31 protein-coding genes, 2 tRNA genes and 1 riboswitch are annotated in these 26,545 nt (G+C 68.0%); of the genes, 12 read left to right on the forward strand and 21 right to left on the reverse strand.

Annotated features, from left to right (window positions below; translation table 11 throughout):
* Positions 1–137: 137 nt before the first annotated feature.
* On the reverse strand, positions 138–1,409 hold the full coding sequence (gene thrC / locus VGP60_RS18185) for a threonine synthase (protein WP_327549208.1): 1,272 nt from the start codon (positions 1,407–1,409) through the stop codon (positions 138–140).
* A gap of 12 nt (positions 1,410–1,421) precedes the next feature.
* Positions 1,422–1,558: riboswitch (SAM riboswitch) on the reverse strand.
* A 136-nt stretch (positions 1,559–1,694) separates the two neighbouring features.
* On the opposite strand from thrC, the gene holA reads away from it, so the two are divergent.
* Entirely contained in the window at positions 1,695–2,675 is a 981-nt protein-coding gene (gene holA / locus VGP60_RS18190) for a DNA polymerase III subunit delta (RefSeq protein WP_327549209.1), read from the forward strand.
* 258 nt (positions 2,676–2,933) lie between these two features.
* Here the strand turns inward: holA and rpsT are convergent, their stop codons facing one another.
* On the reverse strand, positions 2,934–3,194 hold the full coding sequence (rpsT, locus tag VGP60_RS18195) for a 30S ribosomal protein S20 (protein WP_327549210.1): 261 nt from the start codon (positions 3,192–3,194) through the stop codon (positions 2,934–2,936).
* 239 nt (positions 3,195–3,433) lie between these two features.
* On the opposite strand from rpsT, the gene VGP60_RS18200 reads away from it, so the two are divergent.
* Positions 3,434–3,808 (forward strand): VOC family protein, encoded by a 375-nt coding sequence (locus VGP60_RS18200; protein ID WP_327549211.1) that lies wholly within the window; start codon positions 3,434–3,436, stop codon positions 3,806–3,808.
* Here the strand turns inward: VGP60_RS18200 and VGP60_RS18205 are convergent.
* Entirely contained in the window at positions 3,805–4,230 is a 426-nt protein-coding gene (locus VGP60_RS18205; RefSeq protein WP_414640373.1) for a class I SAM-dependent methyltransferase, read from the reverse strand. The two genes, VGP60_RS18200 and VGP60_RS18205, sit on opposite strands and share 4 nt — an antisense overlap.
* Positions 4,231–4,348: 118 nt before the next feature.
* On the opposite strand from VGP60_RS18205, the gene lepA reads away from it, so the two are divergent.
* On the forward strand, positions 4,349–6,190 hold the full coding sequence (gene lepA, locus VGP60_RS18210) for a translation elongation factor 4 (protein ID WP_327549212.1): 1,842 nt from the start codon (positions 4,349–4,351) through the stop codon (positions 6,188–6,190).
* 75 nt (positions 6,191–6,265) lie between these two features.
* Here lepA and VGP60_RS18215 read toward each other — a convergent pair whose 3' ends face one another.
* Positions 6,266–6,712 carry a pyridoxamine 5'-phosphate oxidase family protein gene (locus VGP60_RS18215; protein ID WP_327549213.1) on the reverse strand — a complete coding sequence of 149 codons (447 nt, stop codon included), beginning with the start codon at positions 6,710–6,712 and terminating at the stop codon, positions 6,266–6,268.
* Between the two features lie 73 nt (positions 6,713–6,785).
* Positions 6,786–8,498 carry a family 20 glycosylhydrolase gene (locus VGP60_RS18220; RefSeq protein ID WP_327549214.1) on the reverse strand — a complete coding sequence of 571 codons (1,713 nt, stop codon included), beginning with the start codon at positions 8,496–8,498 and terminating at the stop codon, positions 6,786–6,788.
* A gap of 177 nt (positions 8,499–8,675) precedes the next feature.
* Between VGP60_RS18220 and VGP60_RS18225 the strand changes: the two genes are divergently transcribed.
* Positions 8,676–9,728 (forward strand): nitronate monooxygenase, encoded by a 1,053-nt coding sequence (locus tag VGP60_RS18225; protein ID WP_327549215.1) that lies wholly within the window; start codon positions 8,676–8,678, stop codon positions 9,726–9,728.
* Between the two features lie 25 nt (positions 9,729–9,753).
* Here VGP60_RS18225 and VGP60_RS18230 read toward each other — a convergent pair whose 3' ends face one another.
* Together VGP60_RS18230 and VGP60_RS18235 are read right to left on the reverse strand one after the other, a co-directional pair.
* On the reverse strand, positions 9,754–10,794 hold the full coding sequence (locus VGP60_RS18230; protein WP_327549216.1) for an alpha/beta hydrolase: 1,041 nt from the start codon (positions 10,792–10,794) through the stop codon (positions 9,754–9,756).
* A gap of 187 nt (positions 10,795–10,981) precedes the next feature.
* A complete protein-coding gene (locus VGP60_RS18235; RefSeq protein ID WP_327549217.1) occupies positions 10,982–11,947 on the reverse strand; it encodes a zinc-binding dehydrogenase in 966 nt (321 codons plus the stop codon).
* A gap of 59 nt (positions 11,948–12,006) precedes the next feature.
* Here VGP60_RS18235 and VGP60_RS18240 point away from each other — a divergent pair, with 59 nt between their 5' ends.
* From VGP60_RS18240 to VGP60_RS18250, 3 genes are read left to right on the forward strand one after another with little or no spacing between them, the layout of a single operon-like run.
* On the forward strand, positions 12,007–12,210 hold the full coding sequence (locus VGP60_RS18240; protein ID WP_327549218.1) for a hypothetical protein: 204 nt from the start codon (positions 12,007–12,009) through the stop codon (positions 12,208–12,210).
* Positions 12,211–12,220: 10 nt separating this feature from the next.
* Positions 12,221–12,649, forward strand: a complete 429-nt coding sequence (locus VGP60_RS18245) for a ribonuclease domain-containing protein (RefSeq protein WP_327549219.1) — start codon at positions 12,221–12,223, stop codon at positions 12,647–12,649.
* Positions 12,646–13,014 (forward strand): barstar family protein, encoded by a 369-nt coding sequence (locus VGP60_RS18250; protein ID WP_327549220.1) that lies wholly within the window; start codon positions 12,646–12,648, stop codon positions 13,012–13,014. The genes VGP60_RS18245 and VGP60_RS18250 overlap by 4 nt, the downstream gene beginning before the upstream one ends.
* A 79-nt stretch (positions 13,015–13,093) precedes the next feature.
* On the opposite strand, the gene VGP60_RS18255 is transcribed toward VGP60_RS18250, so the two are convergent.
* From VGP60_RS18255 to VGP60_RS41750, 11 genes are all read right to left on the reverse strand, one after another.
* Positions 13,094–13,861, reverse strand: coding sequence for an enoyl-CoA hydratase family protein (locus tag VGP60_RS18255; protein ID WP_327549221.1), 768 nt, complete (start codon positions 13,859–13,861; stop codon positions 13,094–13,096).
* Positions 13,862–13,930: 69 nt separating this feature from the next.
* Positions 13,931–14,001: transfer RNA gene (locus tag VGP60_RS18260), tRNA-OTHER, on the reverse strand.
* Between the two features lie 12 nt (positions 14,002–14,013).
* Positions 14,014–14,085, reverse strand: a tRNA-Gln gene (locus VGP60_RS18265).
* 15 nt (positions 14,086–14,100) lie between these two features.
* Positions 14,101–15,456: a hypothetical protein gene (locus tag VGP60_RS18270; protein ID WP_327549222.1), complete on the reverse strand. Its 1,356-nt coding sequence runs from the start codon at positions 15,454–15,456 to the stop codon at positions 14,101–14,103.
* 26 nt (positions 15,457–15,482) lie between these two features.
* Positions 15,483–16,238, reverse strand: coding sequence for a sirohydrochlorin chelatase (locus tag VGP60_RS18275; RefSeq protein WP_327549223.1), 756 nt, complete (start codon positions 16,236–16,238; stop codon positions 15,483–15,485).
* Entirely contained in the window at positions 16,235–17,497 is a 1,263-nt protein-coding gene (locus VGP60_RS18280; RefSeq protein WP_327549224.1) for a sulfate adenylyltransferase subunit 1, read from the reverse strand. The genes VGP60_RS18275 and VGP60_RS18280 overlap by 4 nt, the downstream gene beginning before the upstream one ends.
* Complete coding sequence (gene cysD, locus VGP60_RS18285; RefSeq protein ID WP_327549225.1) at positions 17,497–18,417, reverse strand: sulfate adenylyltransferase subunit CysD; 921 nt, start codon at positions 18,415–18,417, stop codon at positions 17,497–17,499. The genes VGP60_RS18280 and cysD overlap by 1 nt, the downstream gene beginning before the upstream one ends.
* A 66-nt stretch (positions 18,418–18,483) precedes the next feature.
* Positions 18,484–19,179: a phosphoadenylyl-sulfate reductase gene (locus VGP60_RS18290; protein ID WP_327549226.1), complete on the reverse strand. Its 696-nt coding sequence runs from the start codon at positions 19,177–19,179 to the stop codon at positions 18,484–18,486.
* A complete protein-coding gene (locus VGP60_RS18295; protein WP_327549227.1) occupies positions 19,176–19,325 on the reverse strand; it encodes an Insertion element protein in 150 nt (49 codons plus the stop codon). The genes VGP60_RS18290 and VGP60_RS18295 overlap by 4 nt, the downstream gene beginning before the upstream one ends.
* Positions 19,322–21,022 carry a nitrite/sulfite reductase gene (locus VGP60_RS18300; RefSeq protein WP_327549228.1) on the reverse strand — a complete coding sequence of 567 codons (1,701 nt, stop codon included), beginning with the start codon at positions 21,020–21,022 and terminating at the stop codon, positions 19,322–19,324. The genes VGP60_RS18295 and VGP60_RS18300 overlap by 4 nt, the downstream gene beginning before the upstream one ends.
* Positions 21,023–21,151: 129 nt before the next feature.
* Positions 21,152–21,238 carry a putative leader peptide gene (locus VGP60_RS41750; protein WP_366942279.1) on the reverse strand — a complete coding sequence of 29 codons (87 nt, stop codon included), beginning with the start codon at positions 21,236–21,238 and terminating at the stop codon, positions 21,152–21,154.
* A 154-nt stretch (positions 21,239–21,392) separates the two neighbouring features.
* Here VGP60_RS41750 and VGP60_RS18305 point away from each other — a divergent pair, with 154 nt between their 5' ends.
* Positions 21,393–22,226, forward strand: coding sequence for an alpha/beta hydrolase (locus VGP60_RS18305; protein ID WP_327549229.1), 834 nt, complete (start codon positions 21,393–21,395; stop codon positions 22,224–22,226).
* Positions 22,227–22,268: 42 nt separating this feature from the next.
* Here VGP60_RS18305 and VGP60_RS18310 read toward each other — a convergent pair whose 3' ends face one another.
* On the reverse strand, positions 22,269–22,829 hold the full coding sequence (locus tag VGP60_RS18310) for a TetR/AcrR family transcriptional regulator (protein WP_327549230.1): 561 nt from the start codon (positions 22,827–22,829) through the stop codon (positions 22,269–22,271).
* A gap of 130 nt (positions 22,830–22,959) precedes the next feature.
* On the opposite strand from VGP60_RS18310, the gene VGP60_RS18315 reads away from it, so the two are divergent.
* The 3 genes from VGP60_RS18315 to VGP60_RS18325 are packed head-to-tail and all read left to right on the forward strand — an operon-like array spanning position 22,960 to position 24,920.
* Positions 22,960–23,322, forward strand: coding sequence for a hypothetical protein (locus VGP60_RS18315; protein ID WP_327549231.1), 363 nt, complete (start codon positions 22,960–22,962; stop codon positions 23,320–23,322).
* Positions 23,323–23,354: 32 nt separating this feature from the next.
* Entirely contained in the window at positions 23,355–24,572 is a 1,218-nt protein-coding gene (gene hemW / locus VGP60_RS18320; protein ID WP_327549232.1) for a radical SAM family heme chaperone HemW, read from the forward strand.
* A gap of 51 nt (positions 24,573–24,623) precedes the next feature.
* The gene (locus tag VGP60_RS18325; protein ID WP_327549233.1) at positions 24,624–24,920 is read left to right on the forward strand and encodes a hypothetical protein; all 297 of its coding nucleotides are present in this window, start codon (positions 24,624–24,626) and stop codon (positions 24,918–24,920) included.
* Between the two features lies 1 nt (position 24,921).
* On the opposite strand, the gene VGP60_RS18330 is transcribed toward VGP60_RS18325, so the two are convergent.
* Together VGP60_RS18330 and VGP60_RS18335 are read right to left on the reverse strand one after the other, a co-directional pair.
* Positions 24,922–25,146 carry a hypothetical protein gene (locus tag VGP60_RS18330; protein ID WP_327549234.1) on the reverse strand — a complete coding sequence of 75 codons (225 nt, stop codon included), beginning with the start codon at positions 25,144–25,146 and terminating at the stop codon, positions 24,922–24,924.
* Positions 25,143–25,880, reverse strand: a complete 738-nt coding sequence (locus VGP60_RS18335; RefSeq protein ID WP_327549235.1) for a TetR/AcrR family transcriptional regulator — start codon at positions 25,878–25,880, stop codon at positions 25,143–25,145. The genes VGP60_RS18330 and VGP60_RS18335 overlap by 4 nt, the downstream gene beginning before the upstream one ends.
* A gap of 110 nt (positions 25,881–25,990) precedes the next feature.
* On the opposite strand from VGP60_RS18335, the gene VGP60_RS18340 reads away from it, so the two are divergent.
* Complete coding sequence (locus VGP60_RS18340) at positions 25,991–26,386, forward strand: SgcJ/EcaC family oxidoreductase (protein ID WP_327549236.1); 396 nt, start codon at positions 25,991–25,993, stop codon at positions 26,384–26,386.
* The last annotated feature ends 159 nt before the right edge of the window (positions 26,387–26,545 follow it).

A 26,545-nucleotide genomic window follows, 5' to 3' on the forward strand; every position in this document is an offset into this window, starting at 1 on the left:
CGCGGTCTCCGCGCCCAGGCGGCCCCTGACGGCACGGGGGATTCACCCGAGTACGACCCGGTACGAGGGCAAATCCCCCGCACCGCCAGGAACCACCTGGATCACGAAGCCCATCGAACAGATTCACCAGACACGACCTAGCGTCCCTCGAGGACCTTTCGGACGGCTTCGGCCGACGGCGGCACGGTGGCCATCGGGCCGATCTTGCCCTCGACGGCGTCGAGCGTCTTCAGGCCGTCACCGGTGATCATCAGGACGATTTCCTCGTTGGGGTCGAGCTTTCCGGTCTCGATGAGCTTCTTCGCCGTGGCGACGGTGACCCCACCGGCGGTTTCGGTGAAGACGCCTTCGGTCCGGGCGAGCAAGCGGATGCCTTCGACGATCTCTTCGTCGGTGACGTCCTCGATGGCGCCGCCCGTGCGGGTGACGACGTCGAGCACGTACGGGCCGTCCGCCGGGTTGCCGATCGCCAGCGAACGGGCGATCGTGTCCGGCCGCACGGGCTGGACGACATCGTGACCCGCGCGGAAGGCGGCCGAGACGGGCGAGCAGCCGGTGGCCTGGGCACCGAAGATCTTGTACGCGGTGTCCTCGACCAAGCCGAGCTTGGCGAACTCACGGAAACCCTTGTCCACTTTGGTCAGCTGCGAACCCGACGCGATCGGCACGACGATCTGCTTGGGGATGCGCCAGCCGAGCTGCTCGGCGACCTCGAACGCGAGGGTCTTGGAGCCCTCCGAGTAGTACGGGCGCACGTTGACGTTCACGAACGCCCAGCTCTCGTGATCCCCGGCGAGCTGGGTGGCCAGCCGGTTGACGTCGTCGTAGTTGCCGTCGACGGCGATCAGCGCGCCGTCGTACACGGCGGTGGTGAGGATCTTGGCTTTTTCGAGATTGGAGGGAATCAGCACGACGGACTGCCACCCGGCGCGTGCGGCGGCGGCCGCCACGGCGTTCGCGAGGTTGCCCGTCGACGGACACGCCAGCACGTCGAAGCCGAACTCGCGCGCGGCGGCCAGTGCCACCGCGACCACGCGGTCCTTGAACGAGTGGGTGGGGTTGCCGGTGTCGTCCTTGACGTAGACCGTCTTGGCGCCGAGCGCCTTGGCGAGCCTGTCGGCGCGGATCAGCCGGGTGCCACCGGGCTCGGTGTTGGGGATTTCCTCGACGTTCGAGGGCACTGGCAGCAGCTTCTTGTACCGCCAGATGTTGTTCGGGCCCGCCTGGATGTCTTCGCGGGTGACCGTGCCGAAGTCGTATTCGACCTCGAGCGGGGAAAAGTCCTCGGCGGATACGAACTCCGGAGCCAGGGGCTGCCGGTGGCCCTCTTCCTTCGAGATCAAGCCGATCGCCGGTCCGAGATCCGGGGTGCGCTTGATCGAGGTGTTCGTGTCGAGGGTTGCAGTCATCACGAGGTCCTTTCCTCATCTGCCCCACGCGGTGCGCGGGCCGGAATTGGCACCGTGATCGTCAGCTACCTCGCTGAACGCGAGATGACAGGCTGACGCCGGTTGCCGGGGCTTCGTCGGGCCGTTCCCTCTGCCCCTCTGGATGAGCGGTATTCAGTTTTCGGCGTGCGGTGCTCGGCACTGCCTCGGCTACACCGTACGACATGGCGATTACTTCGTGCCATGGCGGAGGGTGGATCTCACCGGACGAGGAGAGGTCACAGCGCAAGTGGGAGGATCGTGGGCGTGACCGCGACCGCCTCCGCCCCAGCCCCGCTCCACCTGGTTCTCGGCGAAGAAGAACTGCTCATCGAGCGTGCCGTCCGCGGCTCGCTCGACGCCGCGAGGGTGGTCGACCCGACGGCCGACATGACCCGGGTCCGGGTGTCCGAACTCACAGCCCCGGTGCTGGCCGAGATGGTCAGCCCGTCGTTGTTCAGCGAGGGCCGGGTGATCGTGATCGACTCAGCCCAGGACATTTCGCAGGAGATCGCCGACGCCGTCATGGGCTACATCGCGCAGCCGGCCGAAGGTATCGTGCTCGTCGTCGTGCACACCGGCGGTGGCCGCAGCAAGGCAGGCAAGGCGCTGCCCGCGGCGTTGCGCAAGGCGGGTGCGGTGATCACCGAATGCCCGAAGCTGACCAAGCCTGCCGAGCGGGAATCCTTTGTCCGCAACGAAGTTCGCCTCGCCGGAGGGAAGATCAACGCGGCCGGGGTGGGTGCGCTGATCGACGCGGTCGGCTCGGACCTTCGTGAGCTGTCCTCGGCGGCTTCGCAGCTCGTCGCGGACTCGGGCGGCACCGTCGACGAAGAGGCCGTCCACCGCTACCACCGTGGCAAGGCGGACGTGAACGGGTTCGCGGTCGCCGAGAAGGCCGTCTCCGGCGATCGGGCGGCCGCGCTCGAATCACTGCGCTGGGCGATGCAACTCGGCGTCCCGCACGTGCTCGTCGCCGACGCGCTGGCCGACGCCGTCCGCACCATCGCGCGGGTGTCCGCGGCCGGGCGAGGCAACCCCAACCAGATGGCAGGCGAGCTCGGCATGCCGCCGTGGAAGATCCGCAAGGCCCAGGGCCAGACCCGCGGCTGGGGCCCCGACGGCCTGGCGGACGCCATGCGGGTCGTGGCCAGGCTCAACGCCGAGGTCAAAGGCGCGGCGGCCGACCCCGAGTACGCCCTCGAACGGGCGGTACTGGAACTGATCGCCGCCAAGGGCGAGAACTAATGATGGGAAGGTCAAAGGTGGCGTCGCCCGGGAGCGAAGTTTCGCACTTTGGTGAGAAAGCGCCGCTCGGCTTGTCGCCTGAGGTAGTGAAGGCCTCCTTCACGGCGTTCCCGCTCAAGTCGAGCTCTGCCACCCCAGCGCTCTGAGACATGCCACGTTTGCCTTACTCACCAAATAACAGGCAAACAGCGAAAGGCCCCTGATGACCGTGGTCACCAGGGGCCTTTCGAGAAGAGACTTCGCGGTCAGAAGCAAGCGTCAGAGCGCGTTGGCGCGCTTCGCGAGCGCGGACTTCTTGTTCGCGGCCTGGTTCGCGTGCAGAACACCCTTGGTGACGGCCTTGTCGAGCTTCTTGGCGGCGTCGCGCTGCAGCTCGAGGGCCTTGTCCTTGTCACCGGCGTCGGCGGCGTCGCGGAACTTGCGGATCGCGGTCTTGACCGAGGACCTGATCGCCACGTTGCGCTGGCGTGCCTTCTCGTTGGTCGTGATGCGCTTGATCTGGGACTTGATGTTGGCCACGCGGGCGCTCCTTGATCAGATTCGGTGAATTCGTGCCGCGTTCTTGTGGCTCTGACCGCCCAATCGAGCGACGGCAGGTTTCCTCCATTGCGGAATGCCACACGGCAACGATGCGCAAGCTTACAGGCCGTCCGGCGTCCGTCCCGAGGCGCCTACGTCCGCTACGGCCGGTTCGCTGGTCGTCCTCGCCGGGATCGCGGCTATTGCCGCGGCTTGACCGGATCGGCTAAGGATGAAGGATGGACGTCCTGAGTAGCCGGGTGCTGATCCACCCGAAGGATCCCGAAGTGTCCACCGCGTTCTACCGCGACACCCTGGGGCTGGCGATCGACAAGGAGTTCCCGGGCGGGACGGTGTTCTTCCTCGGGCACGGTTCGCTCGAGATCGTCGGCAAGGGCGAGACCGGGCCCAGTCCGGACGTGGCCCTCTGGCTGCAGGTCAGGGACCTGCCGGCGACGCTGGAGGAGCTGAAGGCGAAAGGTCTCACCGCGGATCGCGACGCGCGCCGCGAGCCGTGGGGCTTGGACGAAGCCTGGATCTCCGATCCCGACGGCACCCGCATCGTGCTGGTGGAGGTGCCGGAGAAACATCCACTCCGTACCGATCCCCGCTAACCACGGATCGCCCGCAGCTGGGCCGCCCTGGTGGCGAAAACGCCGGGTGGCTCCCACGTCCACGTCTGCAGATCGGTGAAACCGGCTTGCTCCACTTCGGACGCCAGCGCGTGCCGCGGCACCGGCAACCCCTTGTCGGGCGCGGAAAGCAGTAGCCTCCCGCCGGGGCGCAGGACCCTGCGCAGCTCGGCGAAACCCGCGACCCTGTCCGCCCAGAGCTGCACGTTGTTGACGCTCAGGACGACGTCTACCGACGCGTCTTCCCGGTCGGTTCCCGCGCCGGGATCGGGGCCGACGGTCCACACGGTCTCGCCGGGGGTGATCTTCGCCACCGTCTTGAGGTGGCTTTCGGTCGCCGCGGTGCTGTGCGCGGTCAGGGCGTTGCTCACCCGGCCGAGCATTTCGATCATGGAATTACTCATACTTCGAGGTCATCACGGAGTCGGGAACCTCGCATCGGGGATGACCCCCAATCGCACCCGGAGCTCCATGGGACCATAGAGGTGGCCCACCCCGACCTTCTTCGCGAGGACCACACGAGTGACGACGTTCGCCGACACGACCTTCACGCCCCCGGAGCTCATCCGGAACTTCTGCATCATCGCTCACATCGACCACGGCAAGTCCACCCTGGCCGACCGGATGCTGCAGCTCACCGGCGTGGTCGAAGGGCGGGACATGCGTGCCCAGTACCTCGACAGGATGGACATCGAGCGCGAGCGCGGCATCACGATCAAGGCGCAGAACGTGCGCCTGCCGTGGAAGGTCGGCGATCAGGACTATGTGCTCCACCTGATCGACACCCCGGGTCACGTCGACTTCACCTATGAGGTGTCCCGCGCGCTCGAGGCCTGTGAAGGTGCGATCCTGCTGGTCGACGCCGCACAGGGCATCGAGGCGCAGACGCTGGCCAACCTGTACCTGGCGCTGGAGAAGAACCTCCACATCATCCCGGTGCTCAACAAGATCGACCTGCCCTCGGCCGACCCGGACAAGTACGCCGCGGAACTCGCGCACATCATCGGCTGCGAGCCGTCGGACGTGCTGCGGGTCTCGGCGAAGACCGGTGTCGGCGTTCGCGAGCTGCTGGACGAGGCCGTCCGCCAGGTGCCGCATCCCGTCGGCGACGCGAACGCCCCGGCGCGCGCGATGATCTTCGACTCGGTCTACGACACCTACCGCGGCGTCGTGACCTACATCCGCGTGATGGACGGCAAGATCACCCCGCGCGAGCGGATCAGGATGATGTCCACCAACGCCACCCACGAGCTGCTCGAGGTCGGCATCATCTCGCCGGATCCCAAGGTCAGCGTCGGGCTCGGCGTCGGCGAGGTGGGCTACCTCATCACCGGGGTGAAGGACGTCCGGCAGTCGAAGGTCGGTGACACCGTCACCAGCGAGCGCAACGGCGCCAAGGAGGCCCTCGCGGGCTACCGGGAGCCGAAGCCGATGGTCTACTCGGGTCTGTACCCGATGGACGGCTCGGACTATCCGAACCTGCGCGAGGCGCTCGACAAGCTCCAGCTCAACGACGCCGCGCTGGACTACGAGCCGGAGACCTCGGTCGCGCTCGGGTTCGGTTTCCGCTGCGGGTTCCTCGGGCTGCTGCACCTGGAGATCACCCGGGACAGGCTCGAGCGTGAGTTCGGCCTCGACCTGATCTCCACCGCGCCGAACGTCGTCTACGACGTGATCCTCGACGACGGCCGGAAGATCCACGTCACCAACCCGTCGGACTGGCCTTCGGGCAACAAGATCGACAAGGTGATGGAGCCGGTCAGCAAGGTCTCGATCCTGGCGCCGTCGGAGTTCATCGGCACCATCATGGAACTCTGCCAGGGCAAGCGCGGGCAGTTGCTGGGGATGGACTACCTGTCCGAGGACCGGGTCGAGCTGCGCTACAACCTGCCGCTGGGCGAGATCATCTTCGACTTCTTCGACACGCTGAAGTCCCGCACCCGCGGCTACGCGTCGCTCGACTACGAAGAGGCGGGCGCGGAGGCCGCGGACCTCGTCAAGGTCGACATCCTGCTGCAGGGTGAAGCGGTGGACGCCTTCTCGGCGATCGTGCACAAGGACGATGCCTACGCCTACGGGAACCGCATGGTGCTCCGGCTGCGGGAGCTCATCCCGCGCCAGAGCTTCGAGGTGCCGATCCAGGCCGCCATCGGCGCCCGGATCATCGCCCGCGAAACGATCCGCGCGATCCGCAAGGACGTGCTCGCGAAGTGCTACGGCGGTGACATCTCGCGTAAGCGCAAGCTGCTGGAGAAGCAGAAGGAAGGCAAGAAGCGGATGAAGACCGTCGGCCGCGTCGAGGTCCCGCAGGAGGCCTTCGTCGCCGCACTGTCCACTGAGGACAGTGGCAAGGGCAAGAAGTAGCAGGACTTTCCGGCGCGGTCCCCCGAATCATTCTTTCGGGGGGCCGCGCTTTTCGTGTTCGCTCAGGGGCGGGGATCAGCCGTTGCCGGTGATGCGGCTGGCTTCGATGAACACGGCCACGCGGCGCTCTTCGGCCATGACGCGGTCGTAGGCGTCCCAGTCGTCGTGGGTCCCGGTCGCCGCGATGAACACATCCCGGAGCAGCTGCGGCAGCTTCGCGTCGTCGAAGTCGGGGTCGGCGTCGTCCGGGCCGACGAGGTGGGTCGCGCCCTGGACCGCGACCCAGTCCCAGCCGCGGCGGAAGACGATCGTCGCGTGTCCGTTGCGGCGGAACAACTCCAGCTTGCGCGTGCCGCCCCGTGCCACGAAGCCGACGCTGGTCTTGCCGGTCACGGGATCTTCGATGACGCCGGCGTTCACGACCGAAGCGTGGACGGTGCCGTCGGGGCGGACGGTGGTGATCGTCGCGAGGCCGTGCTCTGCGGCGGAAAGCTTGCGCACGAGTTCCAAATCGGAGGGCATCGGTAAACCGTAGACCCAAAAAGGCCCGAGACGACAGGCGGTCGCCTCGGGCCTTCAGCGCAGGGAAAGGAGGTCAGCAGGCGCCGTCGTCGCGCCAGACGCCCCATTCACCGGTGGTGCCGGGTTCTTCGTTCCGCGTCCACCACTTGGCGGTCCACTTGTGGTTGTTGTGGGACACCACCGCACCGCCGTTGTAGATGGCCGTGCCGCTCCACGTCGTGGCACCGCAGGTTCCGGGCACGCTGGTGCCGTTTTCCCACGGCACCTGGCCCGAATGGTAGAAGTTGATGCCCTGCGCTTGCCAGCGTGGCGCCTGTGCGCCGAGACGTGCCTTGAACGCGTCCCAGTTGTGCGTCGACCACGGGGACCAGCCGAGTTCGGCGTGCGCGGCGAGCCGCGGGAACGCCAGGTACTCGATGTCGGCCGAGGTTTTGACGGTTTCGGTCCACAGCGGGGATTCGACGCCCTTGATCGCCGATTCCGGCACGCCGTTGAGGTACGCGCCGGGGTTCCAGTTGTAGGCGTCCTGGACCTCGATGTAGCCCGCCCAGTTGAGGCCGATCGGGCTGCTGGAGTTGTACTTCATGTCCAGGTAAGCCTTGTTCGCCGGCGAGAGGATGATCTTGCTGCCGCGGGCGACGGCGTTGGAGACGCCGGAGTCCGAAGTCGTCGTGCCCCAGAACTGCGGGGTCGCCGACGCGGGCAGCTGTGCCTTGGCGATTTCGTGCCAGCCGATGGCCTGTTTACCGGCGGCGGTGACGATCGGGACGACCTTGTTGATGAACTTCAGGTAGTCCGCGTCCGTGGTCGCCTGGGCCTCGTCGCCGCCGATGTGGATGTACGGGCCGGGGGTCATCGCGGCGAGCTCGCGGATGACGTCCGCGATGAAGGTGTAGGTGATGTCCTTGTTGATGCACAAGGAGCTGTAGCCGACCTCGGTGTCCGTCCGCGGTGCCGGAGCGACGCCGTTGCAGTTCAGTTCGGCGTAGGCCGACTGGGCCGCGTTGGTGTGTCCCGGCATGTCGATCTCGGGGATCACCGTCATGTGCCGCGAGGTCGCGTAGGCGATGATCTCGGCGTACTGCGCCTTGGTGTAGAAACCACCGGCGCCGCCGCCGACCTGCGTGGCGCCGCCGACGGTGGTCAGCTTCGGCCAGCTGTCGATGGTGATACGCCAGCCCTGGTCGTCGGACAGGTGCAGGTGCAGATTGTTGATCTTGTACTGCGCGAGCTGGTCGATGTACTTCTTGACGCTCGCCACCGGGTGGAAGTGGCGGGCGACGTCGAGCATCGCGGCGCGGTAGGCGAAGCGCGGGTAGTCGACGATGTTCGCGCCGGGGATCGTCCACGGGCCCGCTTGGACGGTGGCGGACTCGATCTTGCCCGGCAGCAGCTGACGCAGGGTCTGGACGCCGCCGAACAGGCCGTCACCGGTGTTCGCGCGCAGCACGGCCGTGCTCGCGGTGACGTTCAGCTGGTAGCCCTGCGCGCCGACGCTGGAGTCGGCGCCCGAGAGCAGCAGTGAGATGCCGTCGGCCGGGATGGCCGGGGCGTCCGACACCGGCAGCGCGAAGCCGGTCGAGCGGCGCAGGACCCCGGCGAGGTAGTCGCCGACGGCTTTCGCGTCGGCGGAGTTCGCCTGGGTGTAGATCTTGGTCGTCGAGGTCAGCGGGAACGAGACCCCGTTGACGGCCTGCACGGAGACCGGTACGGGCACGATGGCTTGCAGCGGCGGGATAGCGGCGGCTCCGGTGGTTTGGGTGGCGGCTGTCACGCTGCCGGCCATGGCTAAGACGGCGAGGGTGCGTACCCATCTCCGCCGAGTGAGATGCGCTCGTGGAATCTTCACAGATGTCCTCCTGGCGGCAGAATTCTCCGGGCGAGGCGTTCTTCGAATGGTGTCACCTGGAACGACATAGGTCTAGACCACTACGGGGCAAAGTTCGGTGGGTAGGCTCGGCTCATGTTCGAACGCCTGCGGTTTCCGGTCATAGTCGCCCCAATGGCGGGCGGTCCCACGACTCCCGCGCTGGTCAGCGCGGTGACGGCGGCGGGGGGTTTCGGTTTCCTCGGCGGTGGCTACCTGACCGCCGACGCGCTCGGCGACCTGATCGCGCGAACCGCCGAGCTGACCGCTGAGCCGTTCGGGGTGAACCTCTTCCTGCCCGGCGCGCCCTCGGTGGCCGACCTTTCCGGTCACCGGGAGCACCTGCTGGCCGAGGCACGGCGCTACGGCGTCGAGCCGGGCGACGCGCACTGGGACGACGACGCGTATCCCGCGAAGCTCGACGTCGTCGTCGAGCGCCGGATCCCGGTCGTGTCGTTCACCTTCGGCCTTCCGTCGGTGGACGACGTCGCACGCCTGCACGAGGTCGGCAGCTTGGTGATCGTGACGGTGACCTCGCCTGAGGAAGCCGATCTGGCCGCGGCGATCGGCGCCGACGCGTTGTGCGTCCAGGGCTTCGAAGCCGGGGGCCACCGCGGGATCTTCGCGGACGACCCGGTTCACCCGGCAGGGGGAGAAACCTACGGCTTGCTCGCCGCACTGCGCCTGGTTTCGGCGGTGACCGACCTGCCGTTGATCGCCACCGGCGGGCTCGTGCACGGTGCCGACGTCGCCGCCGTGCTGGTCGCCGGTGCGGCGGCCGCGCAGCTCGGCACGGCGTTCCTCCGGGCCGACGAAGCGGGCACCCAGCCCGCCCAGCAGCGCGCGCTCGCGGAGGGCGGCCGGAAGACGGCGTTCACCCGGGCCTTCACCGGACGGCCTGCCCGCGGCCTGGTGAACCGCGTCCTCGCGGAGCGGTCCGCCGACGCGCCTTCCGCATACCCGGACGTCCATCACCTGACCAGGCCGATCCGCGCCGCCGCCGCCAAGGCGGGCGACCCGGAGGCCATGTCGATGTGGGCCGGGCAGACTTACCCGCTCGCCGGTGCCGGACCGGCCGCCGAAATCTTCGCGAAGCTCGAGCGCGAAGCCCGCGAGGCGTTCTCGCAGGCGTCAAAGCGTTTGGGTTGAAAGGTCCATTCATGCCACGGGTGGCTCAGCCGGCGGCGGAATCGTGCCGGGATGTCCCTTTCGCGGCGGGGACGAGCGGGCGCTTGTCGGCCCGGCTCACTCCGGCGGCGAAGTAGGACAGCAGTTCGGCGATCTCGATGGGGTCGTCCAGCTGCGGGCAGTGGCCCCAGTCTTCGCGGACCATCAGCCTGCTGTGCGGCACCAATGCGTGCAGTTGCCGCCCGGACGCCGCGCTGACCAGCTTGTCCTTGCCGCAGACGACGACCAGCAGCGGGATCTTGACGGTTTCGAGCTGGTAGGCGCCGGCGAGTTCTTCGACGAGCTGACGGGCTTGTTCGAGCAGCGTCGTGGTGGCCCGGTAGTCCGGGAAGAGGTCGAGGAAGCGCTTGACGTGTACCGCTTCGGCCTTCGCGGCGTTGGCGTACAGGAAGCGGGGGATCAGCTGCTCGGCGACAGTGCGCACGACGAAACCCGGGACGGGCAGCGGCAGCGACGAATAGAGCCGCAGTGGGATCGGGTAGCGGGCGACCGTCCTGATCAGCCACGAGTCGACGAACCCCGGGGCGGCGATGGAGACGACCCCGGCTATCGGGAGCGTCGCGTTCTGGGCGGCACGCAGGCTTGTCGTGCCGCCGAGTGAATTTCCGGCGAGGACCACGCTCCCGAGCACGGCTTGTTCCTTGATGACGGCGGCGGCGAACGTGTCCAGCTGCGGGAGCATGGTGCCGGGACGCAGCGCGTCGGCCTCGCCGAAACCGGGCAGGTCGACCGCGATCGCCGGGATACCGGCGGCGCCGAGCTCTTCGAGCACGGGACGCCAGGTGTCGGCGCTGTCGCAGTAGCCGTGGAAGAGAACGAGACGCGGAGTGGCGGGCTTCGCGGCGATGGCCGTGCGCTTGCGGCGTGAGCCGCGCCCGGGCTCCGTGTCGACGACGGTCGTGGGGCCGACTTCGAGGACACGGGTACGCACTCCGGCGTAACGCCGGTAGGCCACCCGGATCTCCGCCAGGTCGGTCTCGTTTCGGCCGGCCGGGGTAGCCGGCACGGGCCGCTTCATCGCGGTCATGTTTACAGGATACCGAAGCTAAGTTACTTTTCGGTCGAATGTTGACCGTGAAATTACCAGTTCCCGACTATACAAATGTCTGGGAGAGTTACTGGATTGTGACCCCTGACCTGGTATTTAAGGCCAGAGGCACCCCGATTCAGCGCCTCGTGCATTGTAAGGGTCTAGACCAAGTTGTGCATACCGCCTACGCGGTGAACACGATCTTTCCCGCCGTTTCTCCGGCCTCCATGCTGCGGAAGCCTTGCTCTGCGTCCTTGAACGGCAGTTCGGCGCCGATCTGGGGCCGGATCCCGGCCAGATCTACGTACTCGAGCAGGTTGGCCAGCTCGTCACGGGTACCCATGGTCGAACCGGCGATCCGCAGCTGCAGGAAGAAGACACGCTGCAGCTCGGCGTTCGCGTCCGGCCCGCTCGTGGAACCGGAGACGACGATGATCCCGCCAGGCTTCAGCGACTTCAGCGAGTGCGACCAGGTCGCCTTGCCGACGGTCTCGAAAACGGCGTCGACACGCTCGGGCAGCCGGGCACCGGACTCGAACGTCTGGTGCGCGCCGAGCTGCTCGGCCAGCGCCCGCTTCTCTTCACTGCGGCCGGTGACCCACACACGGACACCGGCCGCGCGCCCGAGCTGGATCAGTGCGGTCGAAACGCCGCCGGAGGCGCCTTGGACAAGGATCGTCTGCCCCGGCCGGACACCGGACTTCACGAACAGCATGCGATACGCGGTCAGCCACGCCGTGCCCATCGTCGCGGCTTCGGCGAACGAGAGTCCGGCCGGCTTCGGCAACGCGTTGCGCGCCGGGACGACCACGTAGTCGGCGAAGGTGCCCTGGTGCTTCTCGGTGAGCAGCGTCCGCTTCGGGTCGAGCGTGTCGTCGCCCTGCCAGCCCGGCGCGTTGACGACCGCGTGCAGCACGACCTCGGTGCCGTCGTCGAGCGTGCCCGCGCCGTCGCAGCCGAGGATCATCGGGAACTGCTCGGGCTTGATGCCGACCCCGCGCAGCGTCCAGAGGTCGTGCATGTTGAGGCTGGCGGCTTTGACCCGGACCTTCACCCACCCGTCCGGCACCACCGGATCGGGGCGCTCGCCGACGACCAGCGAGTCCAATGGGTTGTCCTTGTTGGGTTCTTTGGCGTAGACGGCGAACATGCCTGCAACCTACCCGGGCAGCGCTTCGGGGGCAGCACAGTGGGCGTAGGCTCACGTCCGTGTTCAACGGGTTGGCCGACTGGTGGGATGGCGCTGAGCTGTGGCTCGCGCAGCAGTGGTTTCCCGTGCAGTTCGTGCTGGTGATGGTCGTGCTCGGGCCGCTGTGTCTCGGCGCGGCCTGGGTGATCGACAAGCTTGTCGGGGCGGTCGCCACGCTGTTCGGTGCGGCCCGCGGCGAAGACCGGTCAGACGGCTCGTCCTAAGCTGCCGACCATGTTCAACCGAAGGCGGATCACCGCTGCGCTGATCGGGCTCATCGTGCTGGTGCTCGGTGGCTGGTTCGTGCAGGACGCCGTTACCGAAGACGCCCCGGCCCAGACTTCGTCCAGCGCACCGGTGGCGGGGGCCGATTCCGGCCTCGCCGTCAAGCCGCTGTCCAGCCTGCCCCCGGAGGCGAAGGACACCTGGAAGCTGATCAAGGCCGGCGGCCCGTACCCGTACCCGCGCAACGACGACGTGGTGTTCGGCAACCGGGAGAAACTGTTGCCGCTCAAGCAGTCCGACTACTACCGCGAGTACACCGTGAAGACGCCGGGCAGTTCGGACCGCGGCGCGCGGCGGCTCATCACCGGCCGTTCGCAGGAGCTGTACTACACCGGCGACCACTATTCGTCGTTCGTCGTCGTGGACACCGTCAAATGACGGGCGCGCAGCCGCCGACAGCGACGGCGCTCGCCGCCAAGGCCAGGGCACGCGGAGCGTTCGTGCACCTGCTCGACGGGAAGACCATGACGGACAAGGCATCCACCTTGGACGCGATCGCCGCGGCGCTGTCGTTCCCCGCGACCTTCGGCAAGAACCTCGACGCGCTGTACGACTGCCTCACCGATCTTTCGTGGCTCCCCGCGGGTGAGCACGTGCTGATCTGGGTGGACTCCGACCTGCTCAAGCAGGCCGAGCCGCGGACGTACCTGTCGATCCGGAGCGTGCTCTCGGACGCGCAACGCGCCCTCGCCCCCGGCGACTCCGGCCGCCGTCACCTGACCGTCCTGCTCGCCGACTCGTGAGTGCGTAACAGTGTTCTAACACTGTTACGCACTCACGACCCACCTGCCTGGCCGCGCTTGCGTGCGCAGGCCGCTCGCCTTACGGAACCCAGTTCGGCTTGCGCTTCTGCGCGAAGGCCGTGATGCCTTCCTGGCCCTCTTCGCTCGCGAAGAACCCGGCCGAAAGCTTGTTCATCGCCTCGAAACCGTCGCTGGGTGTCGCCGGGCGCGGGCTGCTCAGCAGCTGCTTCGTGGCGGCCAGCGCCTTGGGGCCGCCCAGCGCCAGTGCTTTCACGAAGCGCTCGACCTCGGTGTCGAGGTCTTCGGCGTCGACGGCCGAGTTGATCAGGCCGATGTCCGCCGCGCGCTCGGCGTTGAAGGTCTCGCCGGTGAGGAAGAGCTCGTGCCCGGCACGCGGGTTGAGGCGGGGGAGCACGGTCAGCGAGATGACAGCCGGCACCACGCCGATGCGGACCTCGGTGAACGCGAACGTCGCTTCCCGGACCGCGACAGCGATATCGGCGGCCGCGACCATGCCGACGCCACCGGCGCGCGCGGGCCCGGCGAGCCTGGCGACGACCGGTTTCGGGCTGGTCCAGAGCTGTTCGAGGATCTTCGGGAACTCGTTGACGCCCTGGTCGCCCGCTCCGGCGCCGCGGGCCTCCTTGAGATCCATGCCCGCGCAGAACACCGGGCCGGTGTGGGTCAGCACGATCACGCGGACGGCGTCGTCGTCGCGGGCCTTGGTCAGCGACTCGCTCAGCTCGCGCCGCAGCTGCGCCGACAGCGCGTTGCGGTTGTGCGGGGAGTCCAGCGTGATCGTGGCGGTGCCGCCCGCCACCGAATAGTGCACCAGTTCGTCAGCCATGGCCCCACCTTCGCATGCCGGGTCAGGCTGGGCAGAGTGCGCCGGGACTTTGTCGCGGTGGTGGCAGGGTTGCGCGGACCGGGCTCGAACCGGCGTCCATCCGGGAAGAGCCGGAAGCTCTACCGCTGAGCTACCGCGCAACCTGCCACCACCCTCGTCGGCCGGGCTCGAACCGGCGTCCATCCGGACCAGAGCCAGAAGCTCTACCACTGAGCTACGACGAGAAACTGCGATCCTGCCTACCTGCGGGGCGGCTGTCCACCGGTTTCCGGCGGTACCCGGACGGCCTTCCCGCTGAAGACGCCGGCCTTGCGCAGCAGGTCCGCCCAGGCGGGATCCGCGACCGCGACCCCGTGCACGAGTTCCGGGGTCGGCCGGAACCACCCAACGGCCCCGGCCGGGCGTGGCGTGACCCAGCCGCTCTTCACCGCGTCCACCTTCGCCTCGGCACAGGCGGTGAGGACGTCGGCGCGGGTGCACTGTTCCCGGCCGTCCAGCACCCGCCACGGCAGCGGCAGCCGTGCCCACACCCCGGTGTCGGGGTGCCGTCCGGAGCCGTCCCGATCGTGCCAGGCGGCGAGGTCGCCCGCGATCAACAGCATCGACTTGCCTGGGCAGAACACGTCCAGGAGGTCCAGTGCCTCGCATCCGGCGAGACACGACAGCCAGCCCGCCCTGGCGGTGTTGTACGCGCCGGTGAAGAGGTTCCAGGTCGACGAGTCGTTGCCCGCGCGCACGATCATGGTCTCGCGGTTGAAGTCACTCGCCTCCCACACCTCGGAGAGCAGCTCGCCGACCTGCCGCATCGAGGCGAACCATCGGCCCAGCAGTTCTCCCCGCCGCGCCTCGGAAATCCGGTGCAGCACTTCGGGTGCGGGGTAGGCCTGCGCGATCATCCACCAGTCGGTGGCTGGGTTTCCCAGGCAGCGCTTGAACAACAGCTCGGCGATCTGGTCGTAGGAGTTGTCCCGCCCGGACAGGGTGAACTCGCGGCGCAGCTTGCGCTTGGCCGTGTAGTAGGCGACGAAACAGGCCGCGTCCGGGTCGGCGAGGAACTGCCCGAGTCCGATGGAGGACGCCTGCCCGGCACGCGCGACCAGTGCGAGAGAACGCTTCCGCCGCTCATTGTCCAAAGTGGATGCTTTCGCTTCGATCCGCCGCAGAAGCCGGAAGCGGCGGTTGTACTGCCGCTTGGACAGCTCGATACCGGCGACGGACCGCGAGTTGCGGTCGAGCCGGTCGTTGAGGAAGTCGAGCCGTCCGAGGGCGGCACCCATGGGCGTTCCCGCCTCTTCGGCGAAGGTCCGCAGCGCCGCCGGGTCTTCGGCGTCGACGCCGGTCGCGGACAGCTCGAAGAGACGCTCGGCGGCCGCCACCTGACGGGCCCCGCCGACCGGGCGGGCGAAGTCTGAGGGCATCGAAGTCTCGCCATGCCAGCGCGACGCGGTGTTCGCGACCCTGCGCAGCATGTTCCGCTGGCGGACGCCCAGCTTCTTCGGCAGTGCCTTCACCACCAGCGCGGCCACATCCTCCGGCCGTGGACGCTGGTCCAGCGACACGTGCAATGCCGTCAGGGCGGCGATTTCCTCTTCCACGGGGAGATCCTGACACCTGCGGGTCGCTACGCCAACAGCTTTACCCGGCCGTGGCGTGCCTCGATGGCCGTTTCGTAGCGGCGCAGGACCAGCTCGGCGACACGGGGATCCGGACCCAGCGGCCCGGCGATGAGCACACCCGGCTCGGCCTCTTCGGCGAGGCGGGCGACACGGTCGGGCAGCAGGCCCGGCGCGAGGAACCAGGACGCGACCGCGATCCGGTGCGCACCACGGGCCCGGAGTTTCGCGATCGCGCCGGGCATATCCGGTTTCGTGGCGCTCGCGAAGGCGGGCACCACCGGCAGCCCATGACGGGCTTGCCAGCGCTCCGCGATCCGCGTGACGGCCGCGTTGGCCGGAGCGTTCGACGAACCGACAGCGGCGAGCACCAGGCCGAGCCCGGGCTCGGAGATTTCCACGCCCGTCTCGGAAAGCCGGTCGAGTGCGACCGCTTCGAGCGTGGGATCGATACCGAGTACATCGGAGATCGTCACCCGCAGCCCCGGCCGTCCGGCGGTGACCTCGTCGACGAGCGCGGGCAGGTCGACGCGGGCGTGGTACGCGCTGCCGAGCAGCAGTGGCACCACCACGATCTCCCGGTGTCCTTCACCGTGCAGCCGGTGCAGGACATCGGGAACCCGCGGAGTCGACAAGTCGAGAAAGGACACTCGCACGTCGACGTCCGGTGCCGCCTCGGCGACCTTGGCGACGAGCGCTCGCACGGTGGCGGCCGAGCGCGGGTCCCGGCTGCCGTGCGCGACGGCGACGAGCGGGATCGTCACGCGAACCGCTCGCCGACCATGCCCGCGGCCAGCGTGTCGCCGTCCTTCGGGTCGATGACGAGGAAAGCGCCCGTACGCGGGCTCGTGCCGTAGTCGTCGACCGGGATCTCTTCCGAGGTGCGCAGGATGACCCGGCCGATGTCGTTCAGCTCCAGCGAATCCGGTCCGTCCACACTGGACAGTGTCTGCTCGTCGAAGCGGGCGGTGATCTCCTGCACGAGCGCTTGGACCGTGCGCGCGCCGTGCTTCACGAGCAGCTTCGACCCCGGCACCAAAGGTTTGCTCGAAAGCCAGCACAGGGTCGCGGTGATCTGGTCGGTCACCGTCGGCTGCCGATCCGCGGCGGCGATGAGGTCACCGCGCGAGATGTCCAGATCGTCGGCCAGCAGCACGGTCACCGAAGTGCCCGCGCCCGCTTCCTCGAGCGGGCCGTCGGCGGTGTCGATCCGCTCGACCCTCGTGCGCAGCCCCCGGGGCAGCACGACGACCTCGTCGCCCGGCCGGATGGTCCCGGCGGCGATCTGGCCGGCGTAACCGCGGTAGTCCGGGTACTCGGGCGTGCGCGGGCGGATGACGTACTGCACCGGGAATCGGAACGCCGCGTCGTGCGGATCCGGCGCCACCGGCACGGTTTCGAGGTGCTCCAACAGGGTCGGCCCGGAGTACCACGGCGTCTGCTCGGACGGCGTCGCCACGTTGTCGCCCTGCAGCGCCGATACCGGGATCGACAGCACCGAACCGCGCGGGTAGCCCAGCGAGGCGGCGTGCGCGGCGAACTCCTCGGCGATCACGGCGAAAGTCGCTTCGTCGTAGCCGACGAGGTCGATCTTGTTCACCGCCAGCACCAGATGCGGCACGCCGAGCAGCGCGAGCACAGCGGCGTGGCGCCTGGTCTGCTCGATGACGCCCTTGCGCGCGTCCACCAGGAGCACCGCGAGCTGCGCGGTGGACGCGCCGGTCACGGTGTTGCGGGTGTACTGCACGTGGCCCGGGGTGTCGGCCAGCACGAAACTGCGGCGCGGGGTCGCGAAATACCGGTACGCCACGTCGATCGTGATGCCCTGCTCACGTTCGGAGCGCAGGCCGTCGACGAGCAGCGAAAGGTCCGGTGTGGACAGTCCGCGGTCGACACTCGCGCGGGTGACCGCGTCGAGCTGGTCGGCGAGAACGGACTTCGTGTCGAACAGCAGCCGGCCCACCAGGGTCGACTTCCCGTCGTCCACGCTGCCGGCTGTCGCCAGCCTCAGCAAGCTCGACATCAGAAGTAGCCCTCTCGCTTGCGATCTTCCATCGCGGCCTCGGAAAGCCGGTCGTCGGCCCTCGTCGCGCCACGCTCGGTGAGCCTGCTCGCCGAAACCTCGGCGATGACTTCGTCCACAGTGGACGCACTGGATTCGACCGCGCCGGTACAGGACCCGTCACCAACGGTCCGGTAGCGCACGGTCAGCTCGCGGAGCTCCTCATCCGGACGTGCGGTGCCCCACGGTCCTTCGGCGAGCCACATGCCGTCACGCTGATAGACCTCGCGCTGATGCGCGTAGTAGATCGACGGCAGATCGACGTTCTCGCGGGCGATGTAGTTCCACACGTCCGCCTCGGTCCAGTTGGACAGCGGGAACACGCGGACCTGCTCGCCGGCGCGGTGGCGGCCGTTGTAGAGGTTCCAGAGCTCGGGGCGCTGGCGCTTCGGCTCCCACTGGCCGAAAGCGTTGCGCAGGCTGAAGATCCGCTCCTTCGCCCGGGCACGTTCCTCGTCCCGGCGCCCGCCGCCGAACACCGCGTCGTACTTGTTGTCGGAGATCGTCTCCAGCAACGGCGTGGTCTGCAACGGGTTGCGGATGCCGTCGGCGCGCTCTTCGAGCCTGCCGTCGTCGATCCAGTCCTGGACCTTCGCCACGACCAGCCGCAGGCCGTACTTCTCGACCACGCGGTCGCGGAATTCGATGACCTCGTCGAAGTTGTGGCCCGTGTCCACGTGCAGCAGCGGGAACGGCACCGGCGCCGGCCAGAACGCCTTGATCGCCAGGTGCAGCAGCAAGGTCGAGTCCTTACCGCCGGAGAAGAGGATCACCGGACGGTCGAACTCGCCGGCTACTTCCCGGAAGATGTGGATGGCTTCGGATTCCAGCGCCGCCAGGTTGTCCTGTGCGGCATCGGTCGCCGGTTCGAGCGTGGTCATAGGATCCCATTCAGCGGCGCGGAGCGCCTTCCTTGAGGGGTGGTGGTCGGGTTGACGGGTGGGCCTTTAGCCGTGCAAACCGCACTCGGTCTTGGACTGGCCCGCCCAGCGGCCACTGCGCGGGTCGGCGCCGAGTTCCACCTTCGCCGTGCACGGCGCACAGCCGATGGACGGATAGCCGGCGCCCACCAAAGGGTTCTCCAGGATCCCGTGGTCACGGATGTAGCCGTTGAACTCGTCGTCGGTCCACGGCGCGATCGGGTTGATCTTCACCAGCCCGTTGCGGTCGTCCCAGGTGACGATCGGGGTGTTCGCGCGCGTCGGCGCGTCCACCCGGCGGACCCCGGTGACCCAGGCGGAGTACTTCGCCAGGGTGTCGCGCAGCGGGATCACCTTGCGCAGGTTGCAACACTGCGTCGGGTCGCGGTCGTGCAGTTTCGGCCCGTACTCGGCGTCCTGTTCGGCGACGCTCTGCGCCGACTGCGCGTTGACGATCCGGACATCCGAGTACACCGTCTCGACGGCGTCGCGGGTCCCGATCGTTTCGGCGAAGTGGTAGCCGGTTTCGAGGAAGAGAATGTCCACATCGGACTTGACCTTGGTGGCCAGGTCGATCAGCACCGCGTCCTGCATGTTCGACGCCACGATGAAGTCGTCACCGAACGTGTCCACGGTCCAGCGCAAAGCTTCGTCCGCCGACGCGTCTGCGAGTTCCTTCATCGCACGAGTGGCCAGCGATTTGTAGTCGGCCGTAGCGGTCATTGAGACACCTCCGGTAGAGACAGGCCGATGAATTTCACGGAGAAAACCCTCCTGCAACCGGAACACAACCAGGCTCCGCCTTCTTCCGGCCTCAGGTCTTCGTCACCGCAATACGGGCAGTAAAACGGCGAAACCCGTTCGGTCACTGCAAATCGCCTTCTTCAGCCCGAGCGACCCACTGCGCGAACCGCTCGCCCGGCTCACGCTTGGCGACGAACGCGCGGACCAGCTTCTCCACGTACCCGGTCAGCTCGGCACTGGTGACCTTGTGGCCACGCAGTTTCCGCCCGAACCCGGCGTCCAGGCCGAGCCCGCCGCCGAGATGCACCTGGAAGCCTTCGACCTGCTTGCCGTCGGCGTCGGTGACGATCTGGCCCTTGAGGCCGATGTCCGCGGTCTGGATGCGGGCGCAGGAGTTGGGGCAGCCGTTGAGGTGCACGCTGACCGGCGCGTCGATCTCGGACTGGATGTCCGCCAACGACTTTTCGAGATCCGCGACCAGATCGTGCGCGCGGGCCTTGGTCTCGACGATCGCCAGCTTGCAGTACTCCAGGCCGGTGCACGCCATGATCCCGCGCCGCCACGGCGAAGGATCGGTCTGCAGGCCCAGCGTCGCGAGCTCGTTCTGCAGCGTGGGGACCTCACCCTCGTTGACGTCGAGGACGACCAGTTTCTGTTGCGGCGTAAGGCGAACCCGCGACGAGCCGGCACGCTCGGCGGCCTTCGCCACGGCGAGCAGCGTCGAGCCGGAGACCCGGCCCGCGATCGGCGCGGCGCCGACGTAGAACTTGCCGTCGGTCTGCGGGTGCACGCCGACGTGGTCGAGCGGCTTGTCGGAGATCGCCGGCGCGGGGCCGTCGACGAGCTTGCGCTTGAGGTACTCGGTTTCGAGGACTTCGCGGAATTTCTTGGCACCCCAGTCCTTGACCAGGAACTTGATGCGCGCCCGCGCCCGCAGCCTGCGGTAGCCGTAGTCGCGGAAGATGCTGATGACGCCTTCCCAGACGTCCGCTACCTCGTCGCGTGGCACCCAGGCGCCGAGGCGCTGGCCGATCATCGGGTTCGTCGACAGCCCGCCACCGACCCAGAGGTCGAAACCGGGGCCGTGCTCTGGGTGGTTGACCCCGACGAAGGCGATGTCGTGGATCTCGTGGGCGACGTCGGCCTGGCCGGAGATCGCCGTCTTGAACTTGCGGGGGAGGTTCGAGTACTGCGGGTCGCCGATGAAGCGCCGCTTGATCTCGTCGATGGCGGGGGTGCCGTCGATGACCTCGTCGGCCGCGATGCCCGCGACGGGGGAGCCGAGGATGACGCGGGGACTGTCGCCGCAGGCCTCCATCGTGGTCATCCCGGCGCCTTCGAGCTTGGCCCAGATGGCGGGCATGTCCTCGACCTGGATCCAGTGGTACTGGATGTTCTGGCGGTCGGTGATGTCCGCGGTGTCGCGTGCGTGGGTCTGCGAGATCTCGCCGAGGACGGCGAGCTGCGCGGTGGTCAGCGCGCCGCCGTCGAGGCGCACGCGGAGCATGAAGTAGCTGTCGTCGAGCTCTTCGGGCTCGAGCGTGGCCGTGCGGCCGCCGTCGATCCCGGGCTTGCGCTGCGTGTACAGCCCGAACCAGCGGAACCGGCCACGCAGGTCACCGGGGTCGATCGAGTCGAAACCGCGGTGGGCGTAGATGTTTTCGATCCGGGCGCGGACGTTGAGCGGGTTGTCGTCCTTCTTGGCCCGCTCGTTCGGGTTGAGCGGCTCTCGGTAGCCCAGAGCCCACTGTCCTTCGCCTCGCTTCTGCTTTACGCGAGGGGCGCGAGGCGCGTTCGGGGTTTCGCGCGTGGGCGAGGCCATGGGTCGTCCTCCGGGGCTCGTAGGCGCCGGTGCGCGGCGGACACCCTGGTCAAGACCGTGGTGGGGGTGGTTCGTCGCGCGGCCGGAGCCTGCTGGTCCGTATTCGTGGAATGCGGTGGTGGCAGGAAATCAGCGGGAAGCCCGGCACAGGGCACTGGCGACACGCACGAGGTCGACGTGGCGCCTGGCCACGAGACGAACACCGGCATGAGTCACCCGGCAAGAGTGCCACGTGCCCAGAATGTGGTCCAGGTGAGTCCGGATGGTGGGAGAAGCGTCACCGATCAAGCCGGTTGTTGACGGCGGGGGCGAAGCACGCTAGCTTCAAGAAGAACGAACGTTCTGTCTATCTGAAGGAGAAGTTCCCGCCATGAAGAAGACCGGGTTTTTCGGAAGCTTGAAGCGGCGTGTCGGTGTCTCCGCGGCCGTGGTCGGTCTTGTCGGCGCGTTCGCGGTGTCCGGTTCGTCGGCTTCCGCCGAGCCGTCCACCCCGGATTCGAAGTCGCAGTCGAAACCGACCGTGGTGCTGGTGCACGGCGCCTTCGCCGACTCGTCGAGCTGGAACGGCGTGGTCGAGCGGCTGCAGCGCCGCGGCTACCCGGTTCTCGCGCCGGCCAATCCGCTGCGGGGGCTCGAGTCCGACCAGGCGTACGTGTCGGCCGTGCTCAAGAGCGTCACCGGGCCGATCGTGCTGGTGGGTCACTCCTACGGTGGCGCGGTGATCAGCGGTGCGGCGAAGGACAATCCCCAGGTGAAAGCGCTTGTCTTCATCGCGGCCTTCGCGCCGGAGACCGGTGAGAGCGCGCTGGAGCTGTCCGGCAAGTTCCCCGGTTCGAAGCTCGGCCCGGACACCTCGACGCCGCTCGCCTACCCCGGCGGTACCGAGCTGAGCATCAACCCCGCCAACTACCGCGACGTCTTCGCGGGCGACCTCTCGCGTGAGGCCGCCGCTGTCGGAGCCGCCACCCAGCGTCCCGTCGACGTCTCTGCGCTCGGTGCCCCGTTCGTCGGCGTCCCGGCGTGGAAGACCGTCCCGTCGTGGGCGCTGGTCGCGACCAACGACAACGCCATCCCGGCGGCGGCTGAGCGCTTCATGGCGAAGCGGGCGAACGCCCACACCGTCGAGGTCAAGGCGTCGCACTCGGTGGCGGTTTCCCGTCCGGACGCCGTGGCCGACCTGATCCAGGACGCCGCTCGCGGCTGAGTCACCGGTCCGTGAAGGCCTCTTCCCGCTGGGAAGGGGCCTTTATGGCGTGTCGAGCACGTTTTGGACGGCGCGGTGCAAAGTGGCGCGGACGGCTCGCGGGTCGTCGAGCTCGCCCGCCTGCATCGCGCCGTCGCGCAGGAGCACCAGCACCGCGACGGTGTACTCCGGGTCGGGAAGGCCGAGTTCGGCGACGTATCGGCTGACGGTGTCGCGGAACCACTGGCGATGCGCCGCGACAGCCACCCGCACGGGGTCGTGCGGGTTCGAATACTCGGCGGCGGCGTTGATGAACGCGCAGCCGCGGAAGCCGCTGCCGCAGGTCTGCTCGCCGAAGAAGCCGAGGACGGCGTGCACCGCTTCTTCGGCGGTCTTGCCCTCGGTGGCGGCGGTGATTCCCGCGCGGATCCGCTGATCCATGTCGGCGAGGTAGGCCGCGACCAGGTCTTCCTTGGCGGGGAAGTGCCGATAGAACGTGGCACGGGTGACGCCTGCTTCGGTGACCAGCTTGTCGACCGGCACGGTGTGGATGCCTTCGCCGTAGAACAGGCGGGTCGCGGTGGTGAGCAGCCTTTCGCGGGCGCTCGGTGTCTCGGCACTCATGTTTCCATGGTACAGAACGAACGTTCTATCGCTAGCCGGGCCGACATCACATCGGGTGAGTCCGCCGGTGCCCGGACTAGATCATCGCTACCGTCACCATCCGGACACACTGAGTGATGGAGGACGACGGATGCGCCGCTTGATCGCCGCGACAACGATGGTTCTGCTGGGCGCGCTGACGGTGCCGGGAACGGCGGCCGCGACCCAGGGCTGCGCGCTGGTGGCGCCGGCGAACGGGTCGGTGCTCTACAAGGGCGACACCTATCACTTCGTGGCGAAGGGCTGCCACGGGAAGGTCAAGGGACATCTCGCCACTCAGGTGGTGTTCGAGGCGCCGATGACCCAGGACATCGCCGTCGACAGCCGCGGCGAGTGGTCGGCCGACTACGTCGTCGACGATTTCGCGTTGAGCCTGAACATGACGGTGTGGGTCCGGTTCGCCGACGGGTCCCGCTCGAACTCGGCGCAGGTCACCATCGCCGCCCGGCCATAAGCCACCGGGAGAGCCTGGGGGAGACTTGGGGTGTGCCCGCCTTGCTTCCCGAAACCACCGCCCCCGTCGCCGCCGGGCTCCCCGAATCCGCGCTGAAGGGCCTCGGCACGCGCCCGTTCGGTGTCTACGTCCACGTGCCGTTCTGCGCGACGCGCTGCGGTTACTGCGACTTCAACACCTACACCGCCGGCGAGCTGGACTCGGCGACGTCGCCGCAGTCCTGGCTTGACGGCCTGAAACTCGAACTGGAACACGCCGCCCGCGTGCTGGGCGCGCCGCCCGCCGCGGACACCGTGTTCGTCGGTGGCGGGACACCGTCACTGCTCGGCGCGGACGGCCTGCGCTCGGTTCTCGACGCCGTGCGGGACTCGTTCGGGCTCGCGCCGGGCGCCGAGGTGACCACCGAGTCCAACCCCGAGTCGACGTCCCCGGAGTTCTTCGCGGGGATCCGCGACGCGGGGTTCACGCGCGTGTCGCTGGGAATGCAGTCCGCGGCGCAACACGTCTTGAAGATCCTCGACCGCGTCCACACCCCGGGCCGTCCGGTCGCCGCCGCGGCGGAAGCTCGCGCGGCGGGGTTCGAGCACGTCAACCTCGACGTCATCTACGGGACGCCCGGCGAGCGCGTCGAGGACCTGCGCGCTTCGCTCGACGCGGTGCTCGCGGCCGGGGTCGACCATGTTTCGGCGTACGCGCTGATCGTCGAAGAGGGGACAGCGCTGGCTCGGCGCGTCCGCCGAGGTGAGCTGCCCGCGCCCGATGACGACGTACTGGCGGCCGACTACGAACTGATCGATTCGGTGCTCGCGCCCGCGGGGCTGCGCTGGTACGAGGTGTCGAACTGGGCGTCCTCGGAGGAAGCGCGCTGCCGGCACAACATCGGTTACTGGCGTGGGGGCGATTGGTGGGGCGCGGGTCCTGGTGCGCACAGCCATGTCGGCGGTGTCCGCTGGTGGAACGTGAAGCACCCGGCGAGGTACGCGTCCTTGCTGGCGGCAGGGGATTCGCCGGAGGCCGGGCGTGAGGTGCTGACCGAGGCGGACCAGCAGCTCGAGCGGGTCATGCTCGAACTGCGGCTCTCCGAAGGACTTTCGCTGGACGCGCTCGACGAGGACGGCGTTCGCGAGGCGCGGGTCGCGGCGGCGGAGGGGCTGCTGGATTCGTCCACTTTGGACACTTCCGGCCGGGCCGTGCTGACCGATCGAGGACGGCTGCTGGCGGACGGCGTCGTGCGACGGCTGGTGCCCTGAGTGCCCGCGGAAGTAGTGCCGATGAGTGAGCGTTGGTACAGCGTCCGGTGTGTGTTCCGGTGGATCAGCTACGACGAGAAGCCGTACGAGGAACGCATCACGTTGTGGCGGGCGACAAGCGCCGAGCAGGCCGTCGAATTCGCTGAGCGCGAGGCGGCTGTTTACGCGAAGTCGGGGTATGAGCTCAGCTATGTCGGCTTCGCTCAGGCTTATACGTTGGACGAGGATATCGAGCTTGGTCATGGAGCCGAGTTGTTCTCGCTGCTGCGTGACAGTGAGCTTCCGCCTGGAGAGTATGTCGACAGGTTCTTCGATACCGGCGGGGAACACCTGCGCGACATCGAATGAGCTACCGCGGCGCGGGTTCGCGGTTGTAGTAGACGGTCATGGTGAGGTCATCTTCGCCTTCGGTGACCTGGGAACTGAAGGTGACGTCCTGGATCCGCACGTCGCCGAGCTCGTCGACGGAATCGGCGACCCGGCGTAACAGAGCCGCGACGTCGCCTTGGCCGGGGCCCGATGGGTTGCTCTGGGAAAAGTGGAAGACGCTCCACGGGTCGGTCGGATCTGTCATGTGCCCAGCTTGTCATCCCTGGCCCGGCTGGGTGGGTGGCTCGCTAGGTTTGCCAGGCCGCTGAGGAACATGTCGAGGGCGAATTCGAAGCGGTCGCTCGCCGTTTCCTCGTTGAAGAAGGCGCCTAGCTGCAGCATGTTCGGAAACGCTTGCGGCGGCAGGGAATTCATGTATTCCGTCATCTGCTCGCCGCGCCGCGCGACGTCGGCCTGGTCGACCTCGCCGGACGTCCACACGCTGCCTTCGTAGGCGTATGCCTTGGTGTAAAGGGAAAGCGCGTCACCGGCGAACGCGGCCTGCTTGAGCGACAGGCCTCCCGCGCGCAGCAACGCGAGCACCGCCTCGCCGTGGCGGAGCACGTTCGGCCCGACCGGCACCATCGTCCGCCAGGCGACCTTCGCGATTCCCGGATAGGCGAGCATCGCCTTCACCTGGCCGCGCAGGATCTCCTTGGCCTGCTCGGCCCAGCGCTCCGGATCGGGCGTGGGCAACGAAACCTCGCCGAGGATCCGGTCGAACATCAGCTCGTCGAGTTCGTCCTTATTGGACACATGGGCGTAGAGCGACGCCGGCCCGGTGTCGAGCGCCTGCGACACCCGCCGCATGCTCACCGCGTCGATGCCCTCGGCGGCCAGGATGCCGAGCGCGGTCTTGACCACGAGCTCCTGCGAGAGCTGCGGCTTCGACGCCCGGCGTCGCGGCTCGCGATGCCAGGGCGGGTTCGGGACCTCCACTTGACCACCTCCGTCGGCGCCCACTGTAGCGAACACCGTACTTGACACGAACGATGTTCGCAGATAGAACAGTGTTCGTAATAACGAACAGTGTTCGAAGGAGCTCAGGTATGGATGCGGAAAAGCAGGTTCTCGAGGTGCTCGGTGGTGTCGTCGAGGCATGGAACGCGGGTGACGCCGCCGCGTACGGGCGGCTGTTCACCGAAGACGCCACGTACGCGACCTTCTTCGGGGTGAACATGCCCGGTCGTGCGGCGATCGAAGCGGGTCATCGCGCGTTGTTCGAAGGGCCGCTCAAGGGTTCGAAGCTGGCCGGCGGCGGGAAGCCCGAGATCCGGTTCGTGCGGCCCGGCGTCGCCCTCGTGCTGTCCGGCGGGGGACGGTCGCTCGGCGGTGGATCCGGCCCGGCGTCGACGGTGAGCTACGTCCTGATCAAGGAGGACGTGGGCTGGCTGATCACGGCGTTTCAGAACACCCGTGTCAGCGACCCGCGGGCGACGTCGTGAAACCGATGGTCGAGATCTCCGGGGTCGTGGCGGCGCCGGCGGACGTCGTTGTGGATCGGGTGTTCGAGTACTTCGATTCCCGGCGGGGCGCCCATTATCCGGCCGTCGAGATCGACCCGCCCGGCCGGACCGTGGCGATCCAGGGTGGCTGGTGGTATC

The organism is Amycolatopsis sp. (genome assembly GCF_036008905.1).
Lineage (GTDB): Bacteria > Actinomycetota > Actinomycetes > Mycobacteriales > Pseudonocardiaceae > Amycolatopsis.

Bases quoted from the DNA above. Each gene is read 5' to 3' on its own strand.
- thrC (WP_327549208.1), bottom strand. From the start codon at position 1,409: ATGACTGCAACCCTCGACACGAACACCTCGATCAAGCGCACCCCGGAT.
- VGP60_RS18200 (WP_327549211.1), top strand. From the start codon at position 3,434: ATGGACGTCCTGAGTAGCCGGGTGCTGATCCACCCGAAGGATCCCGAA.
- VGP60_RS18205 (WP_414640373.1), bottom strand. From the start codon at position 4,230: ATGAGTAATTCCATGATCGAAATGCTCGGCCGGGTGAGCAACGCCCTG.
- VGP60_RS18215 (WP_327549213.1), bottom strand. From the start codon at position 6,712: ATGCCCTCCGATTTGGAACTCGTGCGCAAGCTTTCCGCCGCAGAGCAC.
- VGP60_RS18220 (WP_327549214.1), bottom strand. From the start codon at position 8,498: ATGGCCGGCAGCGTGACAGCCGCCACCCAAACCACCGGAGCCGCCGCT.
- VGP60_RS18225 (WP_327549215.1), top strand. From the start codon at position 8,676: ATGTTCGAACGCCTGCGGTTTCCGGTCATAGTCGCCCCAATGGCGGGC.
- VGP60_RS18230 (WP_327549216.1), bottom strand. From the start codon at position 10,794: ATGACCGCGATGAAGCGGCCCGTGCCGGCTACCCCGGCCGGCCGAAAC.
- VGP60_RS18235 (WP_327549217.1), bottom strand. From the start codon at position 11,947: ATGTTCGCCGTCTACGCCAAAGAACCCAACAAGGACAACCCATTGGAC.
- VGP60_RS18245 (WP_327549219.1), top strand. From the start codon at position 12,221: ATGTTCAACCGAAGGCGGATCACCGCTGCGCTGATCGGGCTCATCGTG.
- VGP60_RS18250 (WP_327549220.1), top strand. From the start codon at position 12,646: ATGACGGGCGCGCAGCCGCCGACAGCGACGGCGCTCGCCGCCAAGGCC.
- VGP60_RS18255 (WP_327549221.1), bottom strand. From the start codon at position 13,861: ATGGCTGACGAACTGGTGCACTATTCGGTGGCGGGCGGCACCGCCACG.
- VGP60_RS18280 (WP_327549224.1), bottom strand. From the start codon at position 17,497: ATGTCGAGCTTGCTGAGGCTGGCGACAGCCGGCAGCGTGGACGACGGG.
- cysD (WP_327549225.1), bottom strand. From the start codon at position 18,417: ATGACCACGCTCGAACCGGCGACCGATGCCGCACAGGACAACCTGGCG.
- VGP60_RS18290 (WP_327549226.1), bottom strand. From the start codon at position 19,179: ATGACCGCTACGGCCGACTACAAATCGCTGGCCACTCGTGCGATGAAG.
- VGP60_RS18300 (WP_327549228.1), bottom strand. From the start codon at position 21,022: ATGGCCTCGCCCACGCGCGAAACCCCGAACGCGCCTCGCGCCCCTCGC.
- VGP60_RS18305 (WP_327549229.1), top strand. From the start codon at position 21,393: ATGAAGAAGACCGGGTTTTTCGGAAGCTTGAAGCGGCGTGTCGGTGTC.
- VGP60_RS18310 (WP_327549230.1), bottom strand. From the start codon at position 22,829: ATGAGTGCCGAGACACCGAGCGCCCGCGAAAGGCTGCTCACCACCGCG.
- VGP60_RS18315 (WP_327549231.1), top strand. From the start codon at position 22,960: ATGCGCCGCTTGATCGCCGCGACAACGATGGTTCTGCTGGGCGCGCTG.
- VGP60_RS18330 (WP_327549234.1), bottom strand. From the start codon at position 25,146: ATGACAGATCCGACCGACCCGTGGAGCGTCTTCCACTTTTCCCAGAGC.
- VGP60_RS18340 (WP_327549236.1), top strand. From the start codon at position 25,991: ATGGATGCGGAAAAGCAGGTTCTCGAGGTGCTCGGTGGTGTCGTCGAG.